Origin of the sequence: Pediococcus acidilactici DSM 20284, assembly GCF_000146325.1 — a bacterium.
GTDB classification, from domain to species: domain Bacteria; phylum Bacillota; class Bacilli; order Lactobacillales; family Lactobacillaceae; genus Pediococcus; species Pediococcus acidilactici.
In genome coordinates this window covers 449,591-473,513 of the sequence record NZ_GL397067.1, presented here as the reverse complement: position 1 = coordinate 473,513, position 23,923 = coordinate 449,591, and the positions used below count along the sequence as shown (strand labels likewise).

The window sequence follows — 23,923 nt, the reverse complement described above, 5'->3', positions numbered from 1 at the left end:
AAGGCATGTTAAAAAAACTCTTTTCGTTGCAAATTGGAATTATTCCAATGCCACTTTATATTTTGCTAATTGTAGCTTATGTGTTATTAACATGGGGTAACCAGATGCCAGACGATATGCTGGGCGCAATTGGAATTATGACTCTTTTCTCATTTATTTTGGAAGAGATTGGAAAACACATTCCAATCTTAAAGTCATTGGGTGGCAAGGTTTTGGTTGTTACCTTTTTACCATCATACTTAGTATATGAAAACTGGCTACCTAAAAGCACAGTTCATGTAGTTACGGATTTTATGAACAATAATAATTTTTTGGCATTCTTTATTGCCCTATTGATTGTTGGTAGTATCAGTGCCATGAATCGAAAGACCTTAATAAAGGCAAGCACTAGAATTATCGTTGTTTTATTGATTTGTGAGTTAGTTGGTCCTCTGCTTGGAATCGCGGTGGGGAGCTTGTTAGGCTTATCTATTTGGAAAAGTTATTTTTACGTGGTTGCCCCAATTATGGCTGGCGGGGTTGGTGAAGGAGCTTTACCTCTATCTTTGGGATATGCAGCTATTATTTCTATGGCACAACCTAAAATTTTTGCGATGATTTTGCCTTGTGTTATGTTAGGAAGCTTAGTAGCAGTTATTTTGTCTGGTATTTTGAAAAAAATGGGGGATATTCACCCTGAATGGACTGGGAATGGACGGCTAGTCGAAGCTGATGACGGTCAATCTGATTTAGGCAACTTGACCCAAAAATCTAGCGGTGCAGATATTGAAAAGATGTTAGTTTCGGGAATTTTAGCTATTTCACTTTATTTATTAGGGGTATGGGTTAACAGTGTGATTCATTTGCCAGCTCCAATTGTTTTATTGATTGTAGTGATGATTGCTAAAATGTTAGGGTGGATCCCTGAAAGTTTGCAAGAAGGTGGAAAGTCTCTTTATAGCTTAACGGTTAAAGGAATTACACCTCCACTTTTGTTCGGAGTTGGTATTGCAATGACTCCCTGGGAATCGTTAGTTACGGTATTCACCAATATTCCTATGTTAATTACTATTGTAGTTACAGTTACTGGGATTGTTTGTGCCGCATTTTTCAGTGCCAAAATGTTAGGTATGTACCCAGTTGATACCGCCATTGCAGTTTCGTGTTGTAGTGGTCAAGGTGGCACTGGCGCGCTTGCTATTCTAGCAGCTGGCGATCGAATGGAACTAATGCCATTTGCTCAAGTTGCTGTTCGTTTAGGTGGAGCAATTACAGTTACATTATCGATTTTCTTGATGCGTTTATTTGTTTAAAGGAGCTACGAAATGGCTTATGAGGGGAAAGTAAAGCAAATTAATTTGCAAGATGCTAGTAATCGAAAAAAATGGGGAACTTTGTTGTCGGAGTTTGATATTACAATTCCTGATAAACAAACTTTACTTCAAATATCATGTTTTGGTATCTTTGAAAAGCAACGACTAATTGCTACGGGCTCTTTCCACAACAATGTTTTGAAGTACATTGCTGTAGATCCTACTTGTCAGGATGGAAAATTATTTAATTTAATTGTGTCAACGCTAATTAATGAATTGGCGCAACGCCAAATATTTCACGTGTTTGTTTTTACGAAAGCGATTTATCAAAATAGTTTTGAACATGTTGGCTTTAAAACTTTAGCAAAAACTGATACGGCTGTTTTGTTAGAAACAGGGGATTATAGTGTACATGATTTTATTAAAACACTTCCTACAATGGAAAACCAATCTGACAAGCAAGTCAGTGCGATTGTCATGAATGCTAACCCATTTACTTTAGGACATCGTTATTTGGTTGAAACAGCGGCTGCCCAAAGTGATTTGGTGTATGTTTTTGTAGTCGAACAAGATGCATCGCTATTCACCACAAAAACGCGTTTTGAACTAGTTCGCCAAGGGTTGGCAGATTTAAGTAATGTTATCGTTAGGTTAGGAAATGAGTACATGGTTAGTTATATGACTTTTCCATCGTATTTCATTACTGGTAGTGATAATGTCATCAAATATCAAACTGCTATGGATGCTGAATTATTTAAGACGCAGATCGCCAAACCACTTAATATCAAAACACGGTATTTAGGTTCAGAACCATTTTCGAAAACTACAAGTATCTACAATAAAGCTTTATCAGAAGTTTTACCTCCTGAAGTTAAAGTTAAGATTATTCCACGAAAGCAAATTGATGGCAATGTAATTTCAGCTACACAGGTGCGACGCGCAATTAAAAATAATGCAATTGAACAGATTAAAGATTATTTACCGGCCACTACCTACGAATATATTATTAAGCACTTAAATGATTTACAAAAACTAATTAAGGAAGGTTTTAAAATTGATGGAAATTAAATCAACCGCTATTGCGGGAACACTAGAATCGTCTGACATTCAAATTACAATTTCAAAAAATGATAATGGAATTGAAATTGATTTAGACTCCGATGTATCAAAAATATTTGGGAAACAAATTAAAAAGGTGATAACTAGTAGTTTGAATTTGTTAGGAATTGAAAATGCTAAGGTTAAAGCTGTTGATCAAGGTGCTTTAGATTGTGTAATTAAGGCTCGGACGTTTGCCGCAGCCCAAAGAGCAACTGGTACAGCTGAAGAACCAGTTTGGGAGGTATTCTAATGCAAGATGAACGATTACGTAGAACAATGATGTTTGTTCCAGGAAATAATCCAGCTATGGTTAAGGATGCTGGAATTTATGGAGCAGATTCAATCATGTTTGACCTAGAAGATGCTGTTTCGATGGCAGAAAAAGATGCAGCCCGTTTCTTGGTTGCAGAAGCTATAAAAACGCAAGATTATGGTGATGCCGAATTGGTCGTCCGTGTTAATGGCCAAGACACCCCTTTTTACCGTAATGATGTTTTAGCGATGGTGAAGGCTGGTATCGAAGTTATTCGTTTGCCAAAAGCTGAATCAGCTGACATGATTAAAAAACTAGAACAAGATGTTTTAGAAGCTGAGAAGAAATTTAATCGTGAAATTGGAAGTACTCATCTCATGGCTGCTATTGAATCAGCTAAAGGAGTTTTGAACGCTCCCGAAATTGCGAGTGCATCGGAACGTATGATTGGAATTGCAATTTCGGCCGAAGATTATACTACCGATATGAAGACCCACCGTTATCCGGATGGAGCGGAGCTTGAGTTTGCTCGCAATATGGTTCTACATGCTGCGCGTGCTGCTGGGATTGCTGCATTTGATACTGTATTCTCTAACATGGATGATACAGAAGGATTTTATCGTGAAACACGTTATATCCATCAGCTTGGATTCGATGGGAAATCATTAGTTAATCCGCGACAAATTCCAATGGTTAATGAAGTTTATGCACCTACTAAACCAGAAATTAAAAAAGCTAAAGATGTTATCTTTGCCATTGAAGAGGCTCGGGCTAAGGGATCAGGAGTGATTTCAATGAATGGTCAAATGGTTGATAGGCCAGTTGTTTTGAGAGCTCAACGGGTTATGAAATTAGCTAAAGCGTCTGGATTAATTGATGAGGAGGGCAATTACCTTGGAGAATAGAGTACAACGTAAAGTTTCAGAAGATACCTTAAATAAATATAATTATCGTTCATTTCAAACAACTGAAATTGGACATCCAGATATTCAACGTGTTGCGCCTAAGGTGCATGTCACTACAGGTGACAATAAAGTAGTTGAATCATTAAGGGACGTGGTTAAAAAGACTGTTCATGATGGTATGACAATTTCATTTCACCATCATTTTAGAAACGGGGATTTCGTTTTTAACCAAGTTATGGAGATTATTTTAGATGAAGGTATTAAAGACCTAACCCTAGCTCCCTCTTCATTAACTGGTGTTATGAATGACGCTGTAATCGAAGCTATTAAGGCCGGAACGATTACGCATATTACTAGTTCTGGAATGCGGGGATCTCTAGGAGAATTTGTTTCTCATGGCGGATTAAAAAATCCCGTTATCTTTAGATCACATGGTAATCGTGCACGTGCAATCGAGCATGGTGACATTAAAATTGATGTGGCATTTTTAGGCGTCCCTAATGCTGATAGGTTAGGAAATGCTAATGGAATGAAAGGTGATGCAGTGTTTGGCTCACTAGGTTATGCTTTGATGGACGCTCAATATGCAGACAAAGTTGTGTTAGTTACGGATAATATTGTTGATTATCCAAATACACCAGCTTCAATTAAGCAAACTCAAGTAGACTATGTGGTTAAGGTAAAACAAGTTGGTGATCCTGACAAGATTGGATCCGATGCTACTAGATTTACTAAGGATCCTAAGGAATTGAAGATTGCTAAGACAGTTAATGATGTAATTGTTAATTCAAATTATTTCAAAGAGGGATTTTCATTTCAAACTGGTTCGGGCGGAGCAGCTCTAGCAGTTACTCGCTATCTAAGAAAAGCAATGATAGATAATCAAATTACAGCTTCCTTTGCATTAGGTGGGATTACTAAACCGACGACTGACTTATTGAAAGAAGGTTTAGTCAAGAAAGTAATGGACGTTCAGGACTTTGATAAGGGTGCTGCTGATGCAATGCAATCTGAAGAAAACCAACAAGAAATTGATGCTTCGTGGTATGCCGATCCTGATAACAAGGGTGCTATGGTCGACCAGCTTGACGTTGCTATCCTAAGTGCGTTAGAAATTGATACCAACTTCAATGTTAACGTTATGAGTGGTTCAGACGGAGTTATCCGAGGAGCAATTGGCGGGCATCAAGATGCTGGAACAGCGAAGCTAACAATTATTTCAGCTCCATTGGTCCGTGGTCGAATTGCAACTGTTGTACCGCAAGTAACCACAGTTGTAACTCCAGGCGATTCAATAGATGTATTAGTAACTGAATATGGAATTGCAATTAATCCCAAGCGGAAAGATTTAATAGGGCAATTAAATAATATTCCTGGGGTACCAGTGTATTCAATTGAAGAACTTCAAAAGATGGCTGAACATAAAGTTGGTACACCAGAACCTCTTGAATTCACCGATCGTACAGTAGCTCTTATTGAATACCGTGATGGTACTTTGATTGATACAATTAAAGAGGTTAAAGATTAAAGTATGATAAATTAGAGGCTGAATAAGATGGAACTGTTTAATAAAGGTGAAGTACAATCGATTGAAGATATCTTAAATGATCGTGATGAACGTGTTTACGTTCAAAATCAACTTAGCCGAAAATACGTTGTTAATTCTATAGTGGTTATTAAACTAAATATTCCTGGACCTATTAAAAATAATTCCAATTTGCATAAAGTTTTTGTGAACGGGGTTAACCGCTTCTTAAACCGGGTTGATAATACTAAAATAATTTTAAATTGGAATAAACCTGCTGGTAACACTTGTTTTATCATCTCAGAATTATCAGCAAATGATGTTAAAGAAAGAGCAATTGATTTTGAAAATAATGACGATATTGGTCGCTTCTTCGATATTGATGTGATTGCTGGTGGACGAAACAAATCAATTTCGCGGACAGACTTAGGTTTAGAACCACGGAAATGTTTTGTTTGTGGAAATTTAGCCAAAAATTGTGCTCGCTCACGCAAACATTCCGTCAATGAATTGCAACAATTTATACAAGAAAAAGTAACCAACTTTGAGGAAAATTATGGTGGAAAGTGAAAGTGTTGTAAGCGAAATTGCTAACGATGCAGTTAAGTCGTTGCTATATGAAGTAAGTGTAAATCCTAAACCGGGGCTTGTAGATCCAGTGTCGCCAGGACCGCATCCTGATATGGATATATTTACATTTATAGATAGTTCCATGAGTTTAAAAAATTATTTTTTAAAGGCCGCTGACCTAGGATATAGTTATCAAGGGCAACTATCAAAAATGTTTTTGGAATTACGCGAATATGGCAAAACAGCTGAAAAAGCAATGTTTGAAGCAACTTCGCAAGTTAACACGCACAAAGGTGCAATCTTTTCTCTAGGGATTATGACTTGTGCGATGGCTTATTCAGAACAACGGCATATGGCTGTACAAGATGTAATAAAGCAGATGCTATTAGGATTAACAAAACATGATTTCGCTAATTTAACTGAAAAAAATCCAGAAAATTTAACTGCTGGTGAAATACAATATTTAAGGTTTGGTTATAAGGGAATCCGCGGTGAAGCAGAGGATGGTTTTCCGAAAGTATTTCGCGTTGCCTTTCCCTTCCTATGTAGAGCAACGGGAACAAAGAACCAAAGACTGATTGATACATTGTTGAAATTAGTATCTATTAATGAAGATTCGAATTTGGTAAAGCGTGCTGATAACGATTTAAATATTATCAATTGGGCACGTACAGAAGCTATTGACGTGTTAAATAGTGGTGGTAGTAAAACTAAATTAGGGATGCAAAAGCTATACGAAATGAATCAGAAATTTTTAGATCGTAATCTTAGTTTAGGTGGCACTGCTGATCTTTTGATTTTGACTATTTTTATAGGATTGAGAAATAAAGCTTTGTAAATAAATTTTTTATTGCTTTTTTATGTACAATTTTATTGTGATTGTAAGTTTATTTTATATAGACAATATAATGACCACACCCATTTTAGGTGTGGTCATTTTTTAAGGAAAGCAATTTACTGTTTAAAATGACTTTTTCGTTAGTCAATATGTTTTGCTAAACAAAATTCTTTGTAAATCAACACTAACGATTCAAAAGTGAAACTATAAAAAGCCAACCTCAGCCATCAACCAGCTTCTTCATGATCAATGATTACTGCAGTAGTTACATCCCCAATCACGTTGGCCACGGTGCGAAGCATGCCTACAAACCAGTCTATACTAGCAAATAGCGCGATACTTTCCGCTGGCAAATAAGGGGTGGTGAGGGGGAGGTGGCAGATTTGGCAATGGCGGTGCAAACTAAAGCAAGATACATTGCTGGACCATTATTTTTTAAAACCATCCCTAACGGTAAAACTAATTCGCTGACTGATTTACTGACGCTAAGCCGGTGCTGTACATCCATGAACTCAACCGGAAGGGTAACTGCTGAAGAAGTAGTGGTAAACGCCACGAGCAGTATGCGGGTGAGCCCCTTGAACAATTTAGCAAGCGAGATTTGCGTGCGCAAAATGGTGAGTAACGTTAAGAATACTAAAAATACAACGACACCGCTCCCGTATAAAAATAAAAAGTAAAGTAGCGGTAATAGTAAAGTGATTCCGTGAGTGGCAGTGGTTTTGACCATCAGACAAGCAATTCCTAAAGGGACAATTCACATAACCAAGACGTTCAATTGGATAATTAAATCATTAGTTGGGTAACCAAGGTAAGCAATTGGTCATAATGGTGCTGACGTTTGCTATAGCTTAGCAGGGCACCCAGAAAAATTACAAAAATGATAATCTGACCAACGTTTCTCTGGGCAAAAGCGTTAAAAATATTTTGCGGAACTAAATTAAGCAGAGTTTTTTACCAATTTACGGGCGGAGTAGCCTGAACTGCAGGTAAGGAGCTATCCACAGGCAATTGGAAACGCATCAAGAAACTTAGCGTTAACGATTGCCATGCAAAAACCCCCTTTCTTATGGATACAACCAAAGAAAGGGGGTACGCAATTATGGGTGGCGTAATTCACCAAAAGTGAGTTACAGAATTATGCTATTGCGGTATTCGGTCTTCCTTCGGTAGTACGAACTACATCAGGTTCAATGGGTATGATCTCAGCCAAAAATGGCACCCCAGACGAACTTTAAAGTTTTGATTTATGTGGTAAAATTATTACCACGTACATTGTAAACACTATCATAAAGAAAGTCAAAATTAAATTGAGGTGGATCAAATGTTAGAAAAGCCATTACTTTATCTCGACACGGGCCGGTTAGGACTAAATCAACAACAATTTTTAGAAAGGATTAAGTTGGCTTGCCAAGGAGGGGTTGATTTACTACAGCTACGGGAAAAAGAAATCAGCAGTGCTGAATACTATAAATTGGCGGGTCATGTAAAAAGATTACCGACCGTTACCAAGTCCCGTTAATAATCGATGACCAGGTAGCGATTGCGCAAGCTGTCGATGCTGCGGGTGTTCATCTTGGACAAGCTGATTTACCAGTGGCGGTAGCACGGCGAATCTTAGGGCCCAACAAGATTATTGGAGCGACTACTAAAACAGTTGCGCAAGCACGACGCGCGGTTGAAGAGGGAGCTAACTACTTGGGAGTGGGAGCAATTTTTCCCACTACGACCCACGTTAAAACTGTGCACACTAGTGTTGCAACGCTAAAACGAATTAAGCAGGAAGCAAAAATAACGGTTTTTGCAATTGGTGGGCTAAATGCGGAAAATCTGTCCGTTTTGCGGAATACGAATGTCGACGGAGTTGCAGCAGTTTCGGCAATCATGAAGGCTACGCAACCGCAGCAAGTAGCTCAGCAATTAAAATCTACAGTTATAGATGTTCTTAGTTAAGCTGGGGATTACCTTGATGGCTAATAATTTTTTTTAGACTCGATTAACGGAGGAGATAATAATGGAAAAACTTTATCAAGTGTTATGCTATGGCAATCAATACTTAAGAATTGACGTTGGCAAGCCAACTTTCTTTGCCCATGGTGTGGAAGTAAAAGCTAAGGTTAATAAGGAAACTGGTGAAGTGACTCTTTTTATTTCTCAGGAGGATTTGAAAAAATTAGGGTGATCTTTGAAAAAGCGAGCGTGAGTAATGGTCTTTAAAACGTGGGCATCTAAATTAGAATATTTGTTATTGTTAGCGGTTTTAGGAATCGTTTTTGTTAAAGCTAGGGTAAACCTACTTTTTTTACTGGCGACATTTTTAATATTTGATGTGGGAGCTTTAGGCTACCTGATTTCCCCGAATTAGTTTAGACGCGTTGATCCGGGATCGGGAAGTCCCTGCCAAAAAATTACGGGTTCAAAGAGCCCGGACGGGGATGACTTTTTGGGATTTTTTAAGCAAACGGTGGTGGCTAATTTTTATTTTTTGCGTGGTGTTTAGCGTGGTTGCTTCCCATAGACATAATTTAAATCCCGTGCTAGGTCTTCCTAAACGTAATACATTGGAGGCAGATTATATTTAGCGTTACTGGATTAGGATGTAGTGGAATGGTTTGGTTAGCAGTTAGAAAATGATTTAGCAATAGTAAAGAATCTTTGCTGTGAAGATGGTGTGAATCGCGTTTCTTCTTGATGAGAGGTAGGAGGGCTTATTTAAATAAGTGAACTTGAAAGAGTTGGATGGCTAAGTATAAGAAATTGACGATAGTTATTATTTGCGTCCCAGAAGTATCCACGATAAAATGAAAGCGTTCACATATATAATACTTTAAAATTAAGAAAGAAGGGATCAATATGGGACAAAAAGATTTATTAACGCTGGCCGTGATTTTAAGAAGTTTAGGGCCACTGGTTAACAGCGGGCGCGTATTCGCTGACGCAAAGTCGTCGGCAGTTGGAACGGAAAAACTTTTACTAGTGGCTGCTCAAAAAATGCAAGTTGCTAGCGGCCAAGTAAAAATAGGTGGGTAGTACCTTAAGATTAGTGATGCAACTTTTTTGATGATTAGTTACTAAATAATAACTTAAAGGGACCTACGGATGCATACTTTATTAGTTGAGTTAGTGGTGAATGTTTTTTTCTCCAGACCCAGTTTCGGGACCTTATTTTTAAGCACTTATTCAAAAATTATTTTCACCATACTTTATATTGGACCTCCTCGAGCAACGGTTAGTGTTGATTGGGGAGGTCTTTATGTATAATTCGGATGATTAATGATGATATATCTCTTTTTAAGAGTTATAAACGAACTATAAAATGAAATTAAATAAAAATAGTTCGTATAAAGCGTTGATTAAAGTTAACTAAGTTGGTACACTAAACGTGAAAACTAACCAAGTTTTTTTGTTTGAAAGGAGCTGTTATGAAAAAAATTGCGGTAGTGATGGGATCAATTTCCGATTGGCCCACGATGAAGGAAACGGCAGCGATGCTTGATAAGTTTGAGGTGGCTTATGAGCGACACGTAATTTCAGCGCATCGGATGCCTAGTGAACTTCAAAAATTTGGCAGGCAAGCTCAAAAAGATGGTTATGGGGTAATAATTGCGGGAGCTGGTGGAGCTGCACATTTACCAGGAATGTTAGCGGCCAACACCATTTTGCCGGTGGTGGGCGTCCCGATTGAAAGTCATGCGTTGCACGGCTTGGACTCTTTATTGTCGATTGTGCAGATGCCCAGCGGAGTACCGGTAGCAACCACGGCAATTGGAGAGGCCGGGGCTAAAAATGCAGCTTTACTGGCAATCGAAATTTTAGCGATTACCGAGCCGCGGCTTGCTAAAAAAATGATTGAATTTCGGCAAGAACAAACCCAGGAGGCCCAGAATAGTGAAAAGCAGTGGTGAAGCGGGTGTATACCTACCGCCAGCAACGATTGGAATTATTGGCGGCGGCCAATTAGGACAGATGATCGCTCTGGCTGCCAAAGCAATGGGGTATAAGGTGGGTATTTTAGATCCGACCCCTAACTGTCCGGCTGGTCAGGTTAGTGATTTTCAAATTGTGGCCGCTTATAACGACCAGCAAGCCCTATTAAAGATGGCCGAACGTAGCGATGTTTTAACTTATGAATTTGAAAATGTCGATTTAGCTAGCTTGGAGGCTACACAAAAGTTAGCGGCTCTTCCGCAAGGGACTAATTTACTATACGTAACTAGTGATCGTCTTCGCGAAAAACATTTTCTTGCTAGCCACGACCTCCCGGTAACGCCTTATCAACCCGTCAGCAATCCAACCGAGCTAAATGACGCGATTACTAAGCTAGGGTACCCTTGCATTTTAAAATCTTGTGAGGGCGGTTATGACGGGCATGGTCAGCAAGATATTAATTCGGAGGACGATTTGCCAGCGGGCCGGAGTTTAGCATCCCAAACACCGTGCATTTTGGAAAAGCGTCAGAAATTCAGCAAAGAATTATCGGTAATGGTGACGCGAAGCCGGGATGGCCAGGTGCGATGTTTTCCAGTAGCGGAAAATATCCATCACAACCATATTCTCCATCAAAGCATTGTCCCGGCACGGGTAACGAAAGAGGTTCAGCAAAAAGCACAAAAAATTGCTCGCCAAATTGCGCAAGGTTTATGTTTACGAGGAGTATTGGGGATTGAATTCTTCATGTTAGCTGATGAGCGTTTGTTAGTGAATGAATTAGCACCCCGTCCCCATAATTCGGGACATTACTCGATTGAAGCATGTAACATTTCACAATTTGAAGCCCACGTTCGCAGTATCTGTGGACTTGAAATACCGAAAATTACGCAACACGCCCCCGCAGTGATGGTCAATTTACTCGGGCAACATTTAACATTAGCCCGCCAAAAGCTAGCACAACGGCCGCATTGGCATTTTCACGATTATGGCAAAGCGGAAAGTCGGGTGAATCGGAAGATGGGGCACATTACCTTGTTAGGAGAACTGCAACCAAGCTTAGGTTCAATTCAAGCGGAAAAGATTTGGGAGATTAGCAATGAAGAAAACGACGTTAATTAAAGAGGGTAAAGCTAAACGATTGTATAGGACGGATGAGGAAGACGTGGTGTGGGTTGAGTACCTGGATCAAGCAACGGCGTTAAATGGTAAACGGAGAGAGCAAGTTATTGGCAAGGGAGCTTTGAATAATCAGATCGATTGTATCCTCTTTGAAATGCTAGGTGCAAAAGGGATTCATACGGACTTTATTAAAAAAATTTCCGATACCGAACAATTAAATTACAAAGTAGACATTATTCCACTAGAGGTAGTCGTACGTAATGCAGCAGCGGGCAGTTTTCAGCGAAAATTTGCGGTGCCGTATTTACGAGAGTTCGATCAGCCGATTGTGGAATTTTTTTATAAATCTGACGAATTGGACGATCCATTCATCAACACTAATCAAGCTGTTTCTTTGAAAATTATTAGTTATGCAGAAGGTGAAATCCTCGAAAACTTAGCACTTCAAATTAATCGGCTATTAAAGGAACGATTTCGGCAGGCTCGTTTGCAACTGGTGGACTTTAAGGTTGAATTTGGCAAAACCGCAGATGGAAAAATTATGCTTGCAGACGAAATCTCACCCGATTCTTGCCGGTTGGTAGACCTAACCACCAAAACTTCCTTAGATAAGGACGTTTTTCGCAAAAAAACGGGTAATCTGGTGACGGTTTATCAAGAGGTACTCCGGCGTTTAATAAATTCACGGGAGGAAGCGCATGTACAAAGCTAAAGTTTACGTAACTTATAAAGAATCTATTTTGGATCCTCAGGGAGCCGCCATTAAAAAAGCGCTTCATCATTTGAATTATCAAGAGGTCCAAAAAGTGTCGGTGGGAAAATATTTCGAAATCCAGGTGGCCGATGGCGGACAAAAAATTAACGAACAAGTCCAAAAAATGTGTGATGAATTATTAGCTAACGTTAACATGGAAACTTACCGGTTTGAGATTCAAGACGATCAGGAGGACGAAAAATGATATATAGCATCCTTCGTTTTCCAGGCTCCAATTGTGACTGGGATATGTATTACGTTTTACGAGACGTCCTTAAGGTCACCCCGAGTTTTGTGGATTATCGTGAGACTGTTTTACCAGCTGAAACCAGCGCCGTCTTAATTCCGGGAGGCTTTTCGTACGGTGATTACCTCCGGAGCGGCGCAATTGCCCGTTTTTCGCCCATCATGTCCGCGGTGCAAGAATTTGCGGAAGCTGGAAAACCAGTGATCGGGGTCTGCAATGGCTTTCAAATTTTAACGGAAGCCGGGCTTTTACCCGGAGCATTGCATCCTAATGAGAGCTTAAATTTTATTTGCCGACCCCAAAAATTGGTTGTTGAAAATTGTCAAACGCCGTTTACCCGCCAATTTAGTTTAAAGCAAACCGTAACGTTCCCCATCGCTCACGGTGAAGGAAACTATTATTGTGATGAAACAACTTTACAAGATTTGAAGGAACACAACCAAATTGTTCTGCGTTACGTAAACAACCCTAACGGCAGTACTGATAACATTGCCGGAATTACTAACCAAGGGGGCAACGTCCTCGGACTAATGCCCCATCCGGAACGAGCTAGTGAAGCAGTTTTAGGGGGGACGGACGGGAAAATATTGTTCCAAAGTTTAGTTGCTAGTATCACGCAACACGTTTAATAAGGGGAGATTTTGCGATGATGACGGAATTAACACCGACCGAAATTTGGGATCAAAAATTATATATCCAGTGGGGACTAAGCGAAGACGAATTTAACCAAATCAGGAACACGCTGGGTCGACTCCCTAACTTCACTGAAACAGGATTATTTGCTGCCATGTGGAGTGAGCATTGTGCGTATAAAAACTCTAAGCCACTTTTAAAACAATTTCCCACAACGGGTCAGCAAATATTACAGGGACCGGGAGAAGGTGCTGGCATTGTCGATATTGGCGGCGGGCAGGCGGTAGTTTTTAAAGCCGAAAGTCATAATCATCCTACGGCAGTGGAACCTTATCAAGGTGCGGCAACCGGCGTGGGCGGCATTATTCGAGATATTTTTTCCATGGGCGCTCGACCAATTGCGTTAATGGATAGTCTGCATTTTGGTGAATTGACTGACGCCCGGACAAAATTCTTAGTGGACCAAACCGTAGCGGGAATTGGCAACTACGGTAATTGCATGGGGATTCCCACGGTTGGCGGAGAAACGACTTTTGATGCAATTTACCAGAATAACCCAGTGATGAACGCCATGTGCGTGGGCTTGTTGAACGTCACTGACCAACAACGGGGAGCTGCCGCTGGGGTCGGCAATTCAATCTATTATGTGGGCGCTAAAACTGGTCGAGATGGGATTCAAGGCGCTATTTTTGCTTCCACTGAATTTAATGATGCACAGACTACACAACGGTCGGCGGTCCAGGTTGGGGATCCGTTTGCTGAAAAACAGTTAATGGAAGCTTGCTTAGAATTAATCCATAACCATGCCGAATGGTTAGTAGGGATCCAAGATATGGGGGCGGCAGGCTTAGTTTCCTCATCAGCGGAAATGGGGGCCAAAGCGGGATTTGGGATGCGCTTGGATCTTGACTTGGTTCCTCAACGTGAAGCAGACATGTCTCCCTACGAATTAATGCTTTCTGAATCCCAAGAACGGATGTTGCTCTGCGTTAAGCAGGGGCACGAACGTGAAGTAGAGGAAATTTTTGCAAAATATGATAGTACCGCTGTAAAAATTGGGGAGGTTACCGAAGACCAGCGATATCAACTGATTTTTAAAGGGACCACCGTAGCCGATGTCCCAATTCATGCGTTAGTTGATGAAGCACCGACTTATCATCGGCCAAGCCAAAAACCGCAACGTGTCAAGAGCGATGGAAAGCAATTTCAACCGCAAATTAAGGATTTAACGGCAACTTTTAATGCCATGTTGCGTCAAGCCACGATTGCTAATAAAGAAGCAATCTTTGAACGCTACGATGCACAGGTACAAACTAACACGATTTCAACCGTCCAAAGTGACGCTGCTGTGGTTCGAATCCGCGGGACCCAAAAAGCACTCGCAATGACTACCGACGCGAATCCCCGTTACTTATACTTGGATCCTTACCTCGGCGGACAAATTGCCGTTAGTGAAGCGGCCCGCAACGTGGTGGCAACGGGAGGAAAGCCTTTAGCAATTACCGATTGCCTGAATTTTGGGAGCCCAGAGGATCCGGAAAGTTACTACGAATTAGCCCAAGCCATTAATGGAATGGCCGCGGCCTGCGATGTTTTTGATACTCCCGTGATTTCGGGCAACGTTTCACTGTACAACGAATTTAATCGGCAACCAATTTATCCTACTCCCATGGTGGGCATGGTCGGAATAATTGAAGATCCAGCTTGGATAACCACCTTAGATTTTAAACAAACGGGTGATTTGATTTATGTTTTAGGCGAAACTACGGATGCCTTAAACGGTAGTGAACTCCAAAAAATGCAATTAGGCCACGTGGAAGGTAAACTGTTCGACTTTGATTTGCAATACGAAATTGACCAACAACGCTTAGTAAGCGACCTAATTCATGAAGGACTTTTGGCTAGTGTGCACGATTTGGCAGAAGGTGGATTAGCGATCGCCCTCGCAGAAAGTGCCTTCGCAGGAGAAATTGGGTTTAACGTGCAAACTGACTTAGCGGCCGCCGAATTATTTGCTGAAAACCAATCGCGATTCCTCGTAACCGTTACGCCAGCAAACCGGGAGCATTTTGAAGCTAAAACTGCTGGCAAAGCGACGCTATTAGGGCGCGTAGGGGGTGATCGGCTTAAAATCTTAACCACTGATGACATGTTGGATGTTGATTTAACGGCGGCCGAAACTAGTTGGAAGGAAGCACTCGCATGGCAACTGAATTAAAGGGACTCAATGAAGAATGCGGCATTTTTGGGGTTTGGCGAGATCCTGATGCAGCGCAACGAACGTATATCGGATTACACAGCTTACAGCATCGCGGGCAAGAGGGGGCGGGCATCGTAACCCGTACTCCCACGGGAAAATTTGCCATCCACAAAGGCCTAGGTCTTTTAGCGGACGTATTCAGTAACCCGGATGACTTAACGAACTTAATTGGGCGCAGTGCAATTGGCCATGTCCGTTACGGTACGGCTGGAAGCCGCGGGGTTGAAAATGTTCAGCCGCTGCTTTTCCACTATCTACAAGGGGACGTGGCGATGGCCCATAATGGTAATTTGACAAATGCAATTACACTGCGCCACCAATTAGAAGAGCAGGGCGCAATTTTTCAATCCAATTCGGATACCGAAGTTCTAATGCACCTCATTCAGCACCAAAAGCAGGCGAGCTTTAGTGAAAAATTAAAGGCTAGTTTGCGACAAATTAAGGGCGGGTTCGCGTACCTAATTCTTACGGAAAATGCTTTATACGCAGCATTGGATCCCAATGGTTTCCGGCCTTTGGTGATTGGACAATTAGCTAATGGCGCATTCGTGATCGCAAGTGAAACTTGTGCGTTAACGGCGGTGGGTGCCGAGTTTGTTCGGGACGTAGAACCTGGCGAACTAGTCCAAATTGACGACCAGGGAATTAAAATTAGCCATTTTACGACCGAGACTCAGCTAGCAATTTGTTCGATGGAATTTATTTATTTCGCCCGTCCAGATTCGAATCTTTACGGGGTGAACGTCCATCGCGCGCGACAACGAATGGGTAAGCGATTAGCCCAAGAAAATCCGTTAGACGTGGACATTGTCGTCGGGGTACCCAATTCTTCGCTATCAGCAGCGGCAGGAGTGGCGGAGCAGTTGGGGGTCCCAAATGAAATGGGCCTGATTAAAAATCAGTACAGCAGCCGCACGTTTATTCAACCCACCCCTAAGTTACGTGAACAGGGGGTCGAGATGAAGTTGACAGTGTTATCCGCGGTAGTTGCGGGGAAAAAGGTAGCCCTCGTTGACGACTCGCTTGTTCGGGGGACCACCAGCAAGTACATTGTAAAAATGTTGAAAAAAGCGGGGGCTAAAGCGGTGCATTTGATGATCAGTTCACCACCGTTGAAATACCCTTGCTTTTACGGAATTGATATCGAACATACTCGTGAATTAATGGCGGCAAACCTCACGGTAAAGGAAATGTGCGTTGCAATCGGGGCGGACTCGTTGCACTTTTTAAGTTTGCCCGGTTTGATTGACGCAATCGGTTTACACCAAGATGCCTCTAACGACGGACTTTGCGTAGCGTACTTTGATGGAAAATATCCTACGCCGCTTTACGATTACGCGGCCGATTTTGAAGTTCCTAAAACCGCAAAAGATACTATGTTATCGGCAACGGGAGTCGCAAAGGAGAAATAATAATGACCAAAAATGCTTATGAACAAGCGGGAGTAAACATTGCTGCGGGCGAAGAAATTATTGAAGGCTTAAAGCAAGCAATTGGTGAACAAGGCCCCCACATTCTAAATGGGATTGGCAATTTTGCCGGATGTTACCAACTCTCCGAAGATCAATTAGACGATCCAGCTTTAGTGGCGGGGGCTGACGGAGTGGGAACTAAAGTGCTGTTAGCTGCCCAAACTGGAAAAGTCGAATCGTTAGGGCAAGATTTGGTAGCAATGTGCGTTAACGATTTGTTGGCACAGGGCGCATTACCGCTATTCTTTTTAGATTATTTGGCGTTTTCACATTTAGAAAGCGACCAAACAGCCGCAATTTTAAAAGGGATTTTGAAAGCTTGCCAGGCCCAATCCATCCCGTTATTAGGCGGAGAGACGGCCGAGATGCCAGGACTTTATCAAGACCAGCATTTTGATTTAGCCGGCTTTGCGGTTGGTTTAGCTGCTAAAAGTAATCTCCTCAACTCAGCCATGGTAAGTGAAGGAGATTACTTGATTGGTTTACCTTCGACTGGCTTACATAGTAACGGTTACTCATTGGTGCGTAAAATTCTCTTCACGGATCACCACTATCAATTTGACGACCATTTGCCAGGGATCGCCCGTCCATTAATCGAAGAACTTTTGGAACCGACCCGGTTATATGGCAACGTGATCCGGCCACTATTACAAAAAAGGTTATTAAACGGGATTGCTCACATTACGGGCGGTGGTTTACTGGAAAACGTACCGCGGATGTTACAACCTAACCAACAGGCTGAAATAAAATTGGCTAGTTGGCCTAAACCAGCGATTTTTAAGGTTCTCACTAAGCTTGGAAAACTTTCACAAACCGACCGTTACCAAACTTTCAATATGGGAATTGGCATGGTGTTAACCGTGAGCCCTCAGCAATATCAGCAAGTAAAGGACGAACTCGACTGCCAAAAAGAACCGTATTTTAAGATTGGCCAAGTGAAGAGGCGCCCAGAAAATGCACCAGCCGTCGTACTTTTAGGAGCTGATTAATGATTAAAATCGCAATATTTGCGTCGGGGACCGGCACCAATTTTGTTGCACTTGCCCGCCACATCGAAGAAACTAACGTACCAATTCGCATTGCATGTTTAGTCTGTGATCAACCAGATGCACCAGTAGTTGAAAAAGCGGTCAGATTGGGGATTCCAGTTTGGACCCACCGTTTGGGCGAGTTTGCCGACAAAACGGCTTACGAACAAGCAATTCTGCTCGAGTTGCAAAAATACGATTTAAAACTAATTGTGTTAGCCGGTTACATGAAAATTATTACGAAAGTGCTACTAGAAGCCTACCCGCAGGCCATTATTAATATTCATCCCGCATTGTTGCCTGCCTTTCCGGGACGACACGGAATTGAAGACGCTTTGGCATACGGCGTAAAAGTTACCGGGGTCACCGTGCACTGGATTGACGATGGAATTGATACTGGCCCCATCATTGCGCAGCGGGCGGTTCCTATTTTGCCCGATGATGATGTGCCGCGATTAGCACAAAGAATTCATCAAGTTGAGCATGAGTTATATTTTGTTAGCCTATGCGAAGTTTTAAAACAACGAAAATTGATTAAATAAGGGAGCGTGCTCATGAAAACTGCATTATTAAGCGTGTCGGATAAAACTGGAATTGTTGAATTTGCCAAGGGCTTAGCAGCTCAAGAATTTAGAATAGTCTCTACTGGCGGGACTAAAAAGGTTCTTGAAGAAGCGGGGCTAACGGTGACGGGAGTAGAGGAATTAACGGGTTTCCCAGAAATGCTGGATGGTCGGGTAAAGACGTTACATCCCGTAATTCACGGCGGACTATTGGCTCGACGCGACTTACCGAACCACTTGCAGGCGCTAAAAGAACACCAAATTGACCTGATTGACTTAGTCTGTGTGAACCTCTATCCATTCAAAAGCACTATTATGCAAGACGGAATCACTGAAGCAGAAGCAATTGAACAAATTGACATTGGCGGACCCAGCATGTTGCGTTCCGCGGCTAAAAATTTTGCGTCGGTTTGGGTGGTGGCGGATCCTGCAGATTATCAAGCAGTTTTAGAACAGATGGCGCAACCGCATGATGCAATTGCTTTTCGGCGGGCGCTAGCTTTGAAAGTTTTCCAGCATACGGCAGCGTATGACACGTTAATTGCCCAATATCTGGGCCGTGCGGATGAAGAATTTCCTACCCAACTCACAATGACCTATACTAAAAAACAGGCAATGCGCTACGGTGAAAATAGTCACCAAAAAGCCGCTTTCTACGAGAATGCCTTACCAGTACCGTTCTCGATTGCCCGAGCTAAGCAATTACATGGAAAGGAACTTTCGTATAACAATATTAAAGATGCTGACGCGGCTTTGAAAATGAGTGCCGAGTTTGAGCAGCCTGCGGTGATTGCCGTTAAGCATATGAATCCTTGCGGAATTGGACTAGGCAAGTCGATTCAGGAAGCGTGGGACCGGGCGTACGCTGCTGACCCAATTTCTATTTTTGGCGGGATTATTGTATTAAATCGACCAGTTGATTTGGAGACTGCCCAAAAAATGCACCAGCTCTTTTTGGAAATTATAATTGCTCCTAGTTTTGAAAAGGAAGCTTTTGCAGTGTTGGCGCAGAAGAAAAATCTACGAATAATGACGGTTGATTTTAGTAAAAAACAAGCGTCTAAGGAACTCGAAACAGTCTCCGTAATGGGCGGGCTTTTAGTACAAGAGCCTGATGAAGTCGCTGAAAGCCAGGCTAATTTCAAGGTGGTTTCTAAGCGCCAACCGACAGAGACCGAACTAAGAGCCATGGTTTTTGGTCAAACGGTGGTTAAACACGTTAAGAGCAATGCAATCGTGGTTGCTACGGAAAATCAGACTTTAGGAATTGGCGCAGGGCAAATGAATCGGATTGGATCGGTTGAAATTGCCGTTGAACAGGCAGAAAAAGCTGCTGGATTTAAAAATGCAATTATGGCGTCCGACGCCTTTTTCCCAATGGACGATTGCGTCGAGTTTGCAGCTAAACACGGGATTAAGGCCATCGTCGAACCTGGTGGTAGCATTAAAGATCAAGCGTCGATTGATAAAGCAAACGAGTTAGGAATCACGCTAGTCTTTAGCGGTCGGCGTCATTTTAGACATTAGGGGGCTTAATTCGTGGCAAAAGTACTAGTTATTGGGCAAGGTGCCCGTGAACACGCAATTGGCCGCCAGTTATTATTAAGTGAGCAGGTTGAAGAAGTTTATTGCGCTCCCGGAAATCCCGGTATGTTGCGAAGCGGAATTAAGACCGTTCCCATCAAGGAATTAAACTTTGAAAAGTTGGTTGATTTTGCCCGCAAGCAAGCGGTTAGTTTAACGGTTGTCGGCCCGGAATTGCCGCTGCAACAGGGAATTGTTGATTATTTCAATGCGGCAGGGTTAACCATTTTTGGCCCGTCTCAAGCGGCAGCAAAATTAGAGAGCTCGAAGCAATTTGCCAAAAAGGTTATGCAGGAGGCGGGAGTACCAACCGCGCGCTACGCCAGCTTTCAAGACGAAAGCTCTGCAATCCAGGCGTTATCCAAGACAACTTATCCATTAGTAATTAAAGCTGACGGATTAGCCGCCGGAAAAGGGGTTGCGATTGCTAAAAATCAAAGTGATGCCGTAGCAATAATTCACCAATTGCTAGGTGAGCACCAATTTAATACCACGTCAATCGTTATCGAGGAATACTTGGAAGGACAAGAGTTCTCGCTAATGGCATTTGTCAACGACGACCAAATTATCCCAATGCCGCTTTCCCAGGATCATAAGGCAGCTTATGATGGCGACCGCGGACCTAATACGGGTGGAATGGGCGCATATAGTCCTTTGCCTCAATTTTCAACAGAGCTGGGCAAACGGTGTGTGGATGAGATTGTCCGTCCGGTCATTCACGCTTTACGTCAACGGGATATTAGTTTTTGCGGGGTTTTATATGCCGGTTTGATTATGACTAAAACGGGGCCCAAGGTAATTGAATTCAACGTCCGCTTTGGAGACCCCGAAACGGAAGTTGTATTACCACAGCTGCAAAGTGATTTTTACGAGCTTATTCTGGGGTTACTGGATCAGCAACTGCCCCAAGTAAAATGGCAAAATAACGATATTTATTTAGGAGTGGTTGTGAGTTCAGAAAATTACCCACAATCTTCGGCTGCAGGGATTAGATTATCCAGCTTTAATAGCGTTCCAGCAGACCTTACCATCAATTATGCTGGCGTGGCACAAGATTCGAAGGGCGAATTGGTTAGTAATGGTGGCCGGATCCTTTGTGCAACAACCAAAGCTAGTAATATTACGCAAGCGCGAACAATTTTATATTCGTGGTTAAATCAACAGAAGTTAGTGGGGATGCGTTATCGGAATGACATTGGAAAACGTGGAGAGTAGACAGTCGAGTTATTAGCGGGCAAACGGGAGAGCTATTCGAGTTTGAATAGCTCTTCTTTTTAAGTATTTCAACTGCAAGAATTTTAGACACACTGCAATTAGTACAAAAACATCCCCTAGAAAAAAGGTTGCCATAGTGCCTGAGCGGTGATAGTATTTAACACTATTAATAATCTGATATCAACTTTACAACCTCCATCATCTTTAAAAATTATTCTTAGTGGTACTTAACGTCATAAAAAGAAAAGGAATTTTAAACCTATGGCTCAGGTTTTAATCGTTATTGATATGCAACGAGCATTAAGTAAAATAGCTAATCGCAATCAAGTTATCTCAAACATTAACGAACGGATTAATAAATACAGAGAAAATAATCTCCCAATTGTATTTGTTCAGCACACTGAACCAGGAATGGAAGTTGCAAGTGAACAATGGAGACTTTTTGAGGAGCTTAATTCGTTAGGCACTGATACTTATTTTAATAAAATACGGCCTGATGCTTTTTACCAAACGGGGCTTGAGGCATTTCTTAAAATGAACCATCTGAATTATATAGAAATTTGCGGAGCACAAGTCGAATTTTGCGTAGATACAACTATTCGAGTCGCGTTCCATCTGGGTTTTAAAACCGATATATTAATTGATGGAGTTACAACCATTAACGGGGATGTGCTAAATGCTGAACAAATAAAGAAGCATCACGCAAACATATGGGATAATCGATTTGGCAAATTAATTACGGTGCCAACTCCGCTAAAATGATTGGTGTTAAACATTGCATTGTAGATTTCAACATGCAGTAATCGACAATCTGTCATTGGTTATTTGAGTTAGAGCAAAAGCTTGAAAGCAGAAAAGTTTCCTAGTATGCGTCACAAGGCTTTTTGCAGGCTAGTTCTCGGATTAGTTGATATAATAACGTGTAATAAATCTTGTTTTATATTAATTAAATGATTTAGTTGCTGGTTTATTAAATCAAAATTGCGAGGGCTGCTATGTTTGTTTACCTTCTTTTAATTCTTACTATTCTAGTTTCTAGTATTTACCTATATAAAGATCGGCGTAATTTTATTGCAGGAATCTTTTTTGCGGGAAGCTGTATTAATTTAACTTTATTAGCGACTTTAGGAATTGCCTCTTATCTAGCTGGAGATTCTAGGATTGGAATCATTAGTCTTGCGGTGTTTTTACTATTAGGGATTATCGTGGTTCCGTTACTGGTCGGTTTTAGTTTAATTATTAATTCCTACGTCATGCAAACGCGCGAAGGCAAAAGCTTGACGGCTAAATTGTCGCTAATTTTCGGGGTTAACCTGTTACTTGTATTGGGTGCAGGTGCGACTATTTTACTTGCTAGTCAGTACTTAGGTCGGTTAACGGGCGTGTTACTCGTTTTTATAGGAATCGACGTCACTTTTACGTTTATTTTTAGTTGTTATTTGTTCTATTCGTTTCTGTATCAAATAATTCCTATAAGAGAAAAAGTCGATTATATTATTACGTTAGGCGCTGGAATAAGGTCAGAAACTGTAACTCCGCTCTTGAAAGGGCGGCTAGACAAAGCGTTAGAATACTTTTGGAAACAGGATGGGAACCCCAAGTTTATAGTTAGTGGCGGGCAGGGGCCTGATGAACCTGTTTCGGAAGCCTATGCCATGGCGAAATACCTTAAAAGTCAGCATGTCCCCGAAGATAAAATCATTTTAGAAGACCAATCCACCACTACATTACAAAATATGAAATTTTCAAAGCAAAAGATTGAAAAGGATTGGAAAAAGTCAGGAGTGCCTAAGGTTATTTTTGCTACTAACAACTATCATGTATTGCGCAGTGCAATTTATGCTCGTAAGGCGGGGTTAAATGCAAACGGTGTGGGTTCACCAACTTCATTTTACTTTTTACCTAGCGCGCTAATTCGTGAATATATCGCTTTGTTAGTGATTTATAAGAAAACAACCATTGCGATTGTGTTAGGATGGATTTTACTTGGACTCTTGTTAGCCTTTTTTTAGAATGGGAGAATAGTTTATGCGTAAACGAGTTATAGCTAGCGGTATCATTGTTGCAATATTTTTATTCATTTTCGGGGGTGCTTATTTCTGGTATAAGTCCAACTACGGTACCGAAAATTATTACACTCAAATCATTAATCAGGGAACCAAAATTGTTGAAAAAGATGACTCGGGCAGCCAAGTCGTGGATTACATGTATCATCAACCGATCTATGATCAAAATGGCCAACAAGTAATGGCTAAGTTTAGAGGTGGGCTAGAACGGCCCTTAAAACTACATGCATATTTAAAGGTTGGATATAACACCAAGCGGCACCAAGTGATTTCTTGGGAAAAGGTTGCTAAAAAGGACGTCCCTAAAGCGGCTTTAAAACAGCTGCATGAGTAAGCTGTTAAAAAATATTCGATAAATAAAAGGAAATCATTTCGTCTAGTGACGAGTGGTTTCCTTTTTTATTTCCGAGCCAAATTTTTAATGGTTATCGATTGTAAAAGTTAGTGGCAGGTTGGAGATACTTCCAAATCTGCCAAGAAGCCCTGAATTGCTCCACGGAAGCGAAAATCAAGAGTCCCGAATGTTTAAATTTAGATCCTAAGGCATAATATTTAATCCTTACGGAAA

At 41.4% G+C, this 23,923-nt stretch carries 26 protein-coding genes, 1 pseudogene and 1 riboswitch; of the genes and pseudogenes, 24 read left to right on the top strand and 3 right to left on the bottom strand.

What is annotated here, in order from left to right:
* Positions 1 to 5: 5 nt before the first annotated feature.
* From HMPREF0623_RS02360 to citG, 7 genes are read left to right on the top strand one after another with little or no spacing between them, the layout of a single operon-like run.
* Positions 6 to 1,292 carry a 2-hydroxycarboxylate transporter family protein gene (locus HMPREF0623_RS02360; RefSeq protein WP_187361947.1) on the top strand — a complete coding sequence of 429 codons (1,287 nt, stop codon included), beginning with the start codon at positions 6 to 8 and terminating at the stop codon, positions 1,290 to 1,292.
* A 12-nt stretch (positions 1,293 to 1,304) separates the two neighbouring features.
* Complete coding sequence (gene citC / locus HMPREF0623_RS02355) at positions 1,305 to 2,360, top strand: [citrate (pro-3S)-lyase] ligase (RefSeq protein WP_004165906.1); 1,056 nt, start codon at positions 1,305 to 1,307, stop codon at positions 2,358 to 2,360.
* Positions 2,350 to 2,643 carry a citrate lyase acyl carrier protein gene (gene citD / locus HMPREF0623_RS02350; protein ID WP_002831757.1) on the top strand — a complete coding sequence of 98 codons (294 nt, stop codon included), beginning with the start codon at positions 2,350 to 2,352 and terminating at the stop codon, positions 2,641 to 2,643. Before citC ends, citD begins: the two co-directional genes overlap by 11 nt.
* Complete coding sequence (gene citE / locus HMPREF0623_RS02345; RefSeq protein ID WP_002831756.1) at positions 2,643 to 3,551, top strand: citrate (pro-3S)-lyase subunit beta; 909 nt, start codon at positions 2,643 to 2,645, stop codon at positions 3,549 to 3,551. Before citD ends, citE begins: the two co-directional genes overlap by 1 nt.
* Complete coding sequence (citF, locus tag HMPREF0623_RS02340; protein ID WP_002831755.1) at positions 3,541 to 5,079, top strand: citrate lyase subunit alpha; 1,539 nt, start codon at positions 3,541 to 3,543, stop codon at positions 5,077 to 5,079. Before citE ends, citF begins: the two co-directional genes overlap by 11 nt.
* 27 nt (positions 5,080 to 5,106) lie before the next feature.
* Positions 5,107 to 5,646, top strand: coding sequence for a citrate lyase holo-[acyl-carrier protein] synthase (gene citX, locus HMPREF0623_RS02335; RefSeq protein WP_002831753.1), 540 nt, complete (start codon positions 5,107 to 5,109; stop codon positions 5,644 to 5,646).
* The gene (gene citG, locus HMPREF0623_RS02330) at positions 5,633 to 6,484 is read left to right on the top strand and encodes a triphosphoribosyl-dephospho-CoA synthase CitG (protein WP_004165904.1); all 852 of its coding nucleotides are present in this window, start codon (positions 5,633 to 5,635) and stop codon (positions 6,482 to 6,484) included. The genes citX and citG overlap by 14 nt, the downstream gene beginning before the upstream one ends.
* Before the next feature lie 227 nt (positions 6,485 to 6,711).
* Here the strand turns inward: citG and HMPREF0623_RS09770 are convergent, their stop codons facing one another.
* The 3 genes from HMPREF0623_RS09770 to HMPREF0623_RS09830 are packed head-to-tail and all read right to left on the bottom strand — an operon-like array spanning position 6,712 to position 7,432.
* Positions 6,712 to 6,837: a cation:dicarboxylate symporter family transporter gene (locus HMPREF0623_RS09770; protein ID WP_004165903.1), complete on the bottom strand. Its 126-nt coding sequence runs from the start codon at positions 6,835 to 6,837 to the stop codon at positions 6,712 to 6,714.
* A complete protein-coding gene (locus tag HMPREF0623_RS09765) occupies positions 6,801 to 7,214 on the bottom strand; it encodes a cation:dicarboxylate symporter family transporter (protein ID WP_004165902.1) in 414 nt (137 codons plus the stop codon). Before HMPREF0623_RS09765 ends, HMPREF0623_RS09770 begins: the two co-directional genes overlap by 37 nt.
* Before the next feature lie 56 nt (positions 7,215 to 7,270).
* On the bottom strand, positions 7,271 to 7,432 hold the full coding sequence (locus HMPREF0623_RS09830; RefSeq protein WP_126130533.1) for a cation:dicarboxylate symporter family transporter: 162 nt from the start codon (positions 7,430 to 7,432) through the stop codon (positions 7,271 to 7,273).
* Positions 7,433 to 7,628: 196 nt separating this feature from the next.
* Positions 7,629 to 7,720: riboswitch (TPP riboswitch) on the bottom strand.
* An 88-nt stretch (positions 7,721 to 7,808) separates the two neighbouring features.
* Here HMPREF0623_RS09830 and thiE point away from each other — a divergent pair.
* The 17 genes and pseudogenes from thiE (at position 7,809) to HMPREF0623_RS02245 (ending at position 23,689) form a co-directional block, all read left to right on the top strand.
* Positions 7,809 to 8,437 (top strand): annotated as a pseudogene (gene thiE / locus HMPREF0623_RS02320) (thiamine phosphate synthase).
* Between the two features lie 61 nt (positions 8,438 to 8,498).
* Complete coding sequence (locus HMPREF0623_RS02315; protein WP_002831747.1) at positions 8,499 to 8,666, top strand: hypothetical protein; 168 nt, start codon at positions 8,499 to 8,501, stop codon at positions 8,664 to 8,666.
* A gap of 671 nt (positions 8,667 to 9,337) precedes the next feature.
* Positions 9,338 to 9,514, top strand: a complete 177-nt coding sequence (locus HMPREF0623_RS09625; RefSeq protein ID WP_002831745.1) for a hypothetical protein — start codon at positions 9,338 to 9,340, stop codon at positions 9,512 to 9,514.
* A 392-nt stretch (positions 9,515 to 9,906) separates the two neighbouring features.
* A complete protein-coding gene (gene purE / locus HMPREF0623_RS02310) occupies positions 9,907 to 10,389 on the top strand; it encodes a 5-(carboxyamino)imidazole ribonucleotide mutase (protein ID WP_002831743.1) in 483 nt (160 codons plus the stop codon).
* On the top strand, positions 10,373 to 11,533 hold the full coding sequence (gene purK / locus HMPREF0623_RS02305) for a 5-(carboxyamino)imidazole ribonucleotide synthase (protein WP_004165897.1): 1,161 nt from the start codon (positions 10,373 to 10,375) through the stop codon (positions 11,531 to 11,533). Before purE ends, purK begins: the two co-directional genes overlap by 17 nt.
* Complete coding sequence (purC, locus tag HMPREF0623_RS02300) at positions 11,511 to 12,245, top strand: phosphoribosylaminoimidazolesuccinocarboxamide synthase (RefSeq protein ID WP_004165896.1); 735 nt, start codon at positions 11,511 to 11,513, stop codon at positions 12,243 to 12,245. The genes purK and purC overlap by 23 nt, the downstream gene beginning before the upstream one ends.
* Positions 12,232 to 12,492, top strand: coding sequence for a phosphoribosylformylglycinamidine synthase subunit PurS (gene purS / locus HMPREF0623_RS02295; protein WP_004165895.1), 261 nt, complete (start codon positions 12,232 to 12,234; stop codon positions 12,490 to 12,492). Before purC ends, purS begins: the two co-directional genes overlap by 14 nt.
* Entirely contained in the window at positions 12,489 to 13,163 is a 675-nt protein-coding gene (purQ, locus tag HMPREF0623_RS02290) for a phosphoribosylformylglycinamidine synthase subunit PurQ (protein ID WP_004165894.1), read from the top strand. The genes purS and purQ overlap by 4 nt, the downstream gene beginning before the upstream one ends.
* A gap of 17 nt (positions 13,164 to 13,180) precedes the next feature.
* Positions 13,181 to 15,385 (top strand): phosphoribosylformylglycinamidine synthase subunit PurL, encoded by a 2,205-nt coding sequence (purL, locus tag HMPREF0623_RS02285; RefSeq protein WP_004165893.1) that lies wholly within the window; start codon positions 13,181 to 13,183, stop codon positions 15,383 to 15,385.
* Complete coding sequence (gene purF, locus HMPREF0623_RS02280) at positions 15,370 to 16,839, top strand: amidophosphoribosyltransferase (protein ID WP_004165892.1); 1,470 nt, start codon at positions 15,370 to 15,372, stop codon at positions 16,837 to 16,839. Before purL ends, purF begins: the two co-directional genes overlap by 16 nt.
* Before the next feature lie 2 nt (positions 16,840 to 16,841).
* The gene (gene purM, locus HMPREF0623_RS02275) at positions 16,842 to 17,888 is read left to right on the top strand and encodes a phosphoribosylformylglycinamidine cyclo-ligase (protein WP_004165890.1); all 1,047 of its coding nucleotides are present in this window, start codon (positions 16,842 to 16,844) and stop codon (positions 17,886 to 17,888) included.
* On the top strand, positions 17,888 to 18,469 hold the full coding sequence (gene purN / locus HMPREF0623_RS02270) for a phosphoribosylglycinamide formyltransferase (RefSeq protein WP_004165889.1): 582 nt from the start codon (positions 17,888 to 17,890) through the stop codon (positions 18,467 to 18,469). The genes purM and purN overlap by 1 nt, the downstream gene beginning before the upstream one ends.
* Before the next feature lie 12 nt (positions 18,470 to 18,481).
* A complete protein-coding gene (gene purH / locus HMPREF0623_RS02265) occupies positions 18,482 to 20,017 on the top strand; it encodes a bifunctional phosphoribosylaminoimidazolecarboxamide formyltransferase/IMP cyclohydrolase (protein WP_004165888.1) in 1,536 nt (511 codons plus the stop codon).
* Between the two features lie 12 nt (positions 20,018 to 20,029).
* A complete protein-coding gene (purD, locus tag HMPREF0623_RS02260) occupies positions 20,030 to 21,289 on the top strand; it encodes a phosphoribosylamine--glycine ligase (protein WP_004165887.1) in 1,260 nt (419 codons plus the stop codon).
* A 261-nt stretch (positions 21,290 to 21,550) separates the two neighbouring features.
* Positions 21,551 to 22,051, top strand: a complete 501-nt coding sequence (locus HMPREF0623_RS02255) for a cysteine hydrolase family protein (RefSeq protein ID WP_004165886.1) — start codon at positions 21,551 to 21,553, stop codon at positions 22,049 to 22,051.
* Between the two features lie 233 nt (positions 22,052 to 22,284).
* On the top strand, positions 22,285 to 23,301 hold the full coding sequence (locus tag HMPREF0623_RS02250) for a YdcF family protein (protein WP_004165885.1): 1,017 nt from the start codon (positions 22,285 to 22,287) through the stop codon (positions 23,299 to 23,301).
* 16 nt (positions 23,302 to 23,317) lie between these two features.
* Positions 23,318 to 23,689 (top strand): YxeA family protein, encoded by a 372-nt coding sequence (locus HMPREF0623_RS02245; protein WP_002830251.1) that lies wholly within the window; start codon positions 23,318 to 23,320, stop codon positions 23,687 to 23,689.
* The last annotated feature ends 234 nt before the right edge of the window (positions 23,690 to 23,923 follow it).

What these genes read in the sequence shown, in the direction of transcription:
- HMPREF0623_RS02360 (WP_187361947.1), top strand. Translation starts at nt 6, where the DNA reads ATGTTAAAAAAACTCTTTTCGTTGCAAATTGGAATTATTCCAATGCCA.
- citC (WP_004165906.1), top strand. Translation starts at nt 1,305, where the DNA reads ATGGCTTATGAGGGGAAAGTAAAGCAAATTAATTTGCAAGATGCTAGT.
- citD (WP_002831757.1), top strand. Translation starts at nt 2,350, where the DNA reads ATGGAAATTAAATCAACCGCTATTGCGGGAACACTAGAATCGTCTGAC.
- citE (WP_002831756.1), top strand. Translation starts at nt 2,643, where the DNA reads ATGCAAGATGAACGATTACGTAGAACAATGATGTTTGTTCCAGGAAAT.
- citX (WP_002831753.1), top strand. Translation starts at nt 5,107, where the DNA reads ATGGAACTGTTTAATAAAGGTGAAGTACAATCGATTGAAGATATCTTA.
- citG (WP_004165904.1), top strand. Translation starts at nt 5,633, where the DNA reads ATGGTGGAAAGTGAAAGTGTTGTAAGCGAAATTGCTAACGATGCAGTT.
- HMPREF0623_RS09765 (WP_004165902.1), bottom strand. Translation starts at nt 7,214, where the DNA reads ATGGTCAAAACCACTGCCACTCACGGAATCACTTTACTATTACCGCTA.
- HMPREF0623_RS02315 (WP_002831747.1), top strand. Translation starts at nt 8,499, where the DNA reads ATGGAAAAACTTTATCAAGTGTTATGCTATGGCAATCAATACTTAAGA.
- HMPREF0623_RS09625 (WP_002831745.1), top strand. Translation starts at nt 9,338, where the DNA reads ATGGGACAAAAAGATTTATTAACGCTGGCCGTGATTTTAAGAAGTTTA.
- purE (WP_002831743.1), top strand. Translation starts at nt 9,907, where the DNA reads ATGAAAAAAATTGCGGTAGTGATGGGATCAATTTCCGATTGGCCCACG.
- purC (WP_004165896.1), top strand. Translation starts at nt 11,511, where the DNA reads ATGAAGAAAACGACGTTAATTAAAGAGGGTAAAGCTAAACGATTGTAT.
- purS (WP_004165895.1), top strand. Translation starts at nt 12,232, where the DNA reads ATGTACAAAGCTAAAGTTTACGTAACTTATAAAGAATCTATTTTGGAT.
- purQ (WP_004165894.1), top strand. Translation starts at nt 12,489, where the DNA reads ATGATATATAGCATCCTTCGTTTTCCAGGCTCCAATTGTGACTGGGAT.
- purL (WP_004165893.1), top strand. Translation starts at nt 13,181, where the DNA reads ATGATGACGGAATTAACACCGACCGAAATTTGGGATCAAAAATTATAT.
- purF (WP_004165892.1), top strand. Translation starts at nt 15,370, where the DNA reads ATGGCAACTGAATTAAAGGGACTCAATGAAGAATGCGGCATTTTTGGG.
- purM (WP_004165890.1), top strand. Translation starts at nt 16,842, where the DNA reads ATGACCAAAAATGCTTATGAACAAGCGGGAGTAAACATTGCTGCGGGC.
- purN (WP_004165889.1), top strand. Translation starts at nt 17,888, where the DNA reads ATGATTAAAATCGCAATATTTGCGTCGGGGACCGGCACCAATTTTGTT.
- purH (WP_004165888.1), top strand. Translation starts at nt 18,482, where the DNA reads ATGAAAACTGCATTATTAAGCGTGTCGGATAAAACTGGAATTGTTGAA.
- HMPREF0623_RS02255 (WP_004165886.1), top strand. Translation starts at nt 21,551, where the DNA reads ATGGCTCAGGTTTTAATCGTTATTGATATGCAACGAGCATTAAGTAAA.
- HMPREF0623_RS02250 (WP_004165885.1), top strand. Translation starts at nt 22,285, where the DNA reads ATGTTTGTTTACCTTCTTTTAATTCTTACTATTCTAGTTTCTAGTATT.
- HMPREF0623_RS02245 (WP_002830251.1), top strand. Translation starts at nt 23,318, where the DNA reads ATGCGTAAACGAGTTATAGCTAGCGGTATCATTGTTGCAATATTTTTA.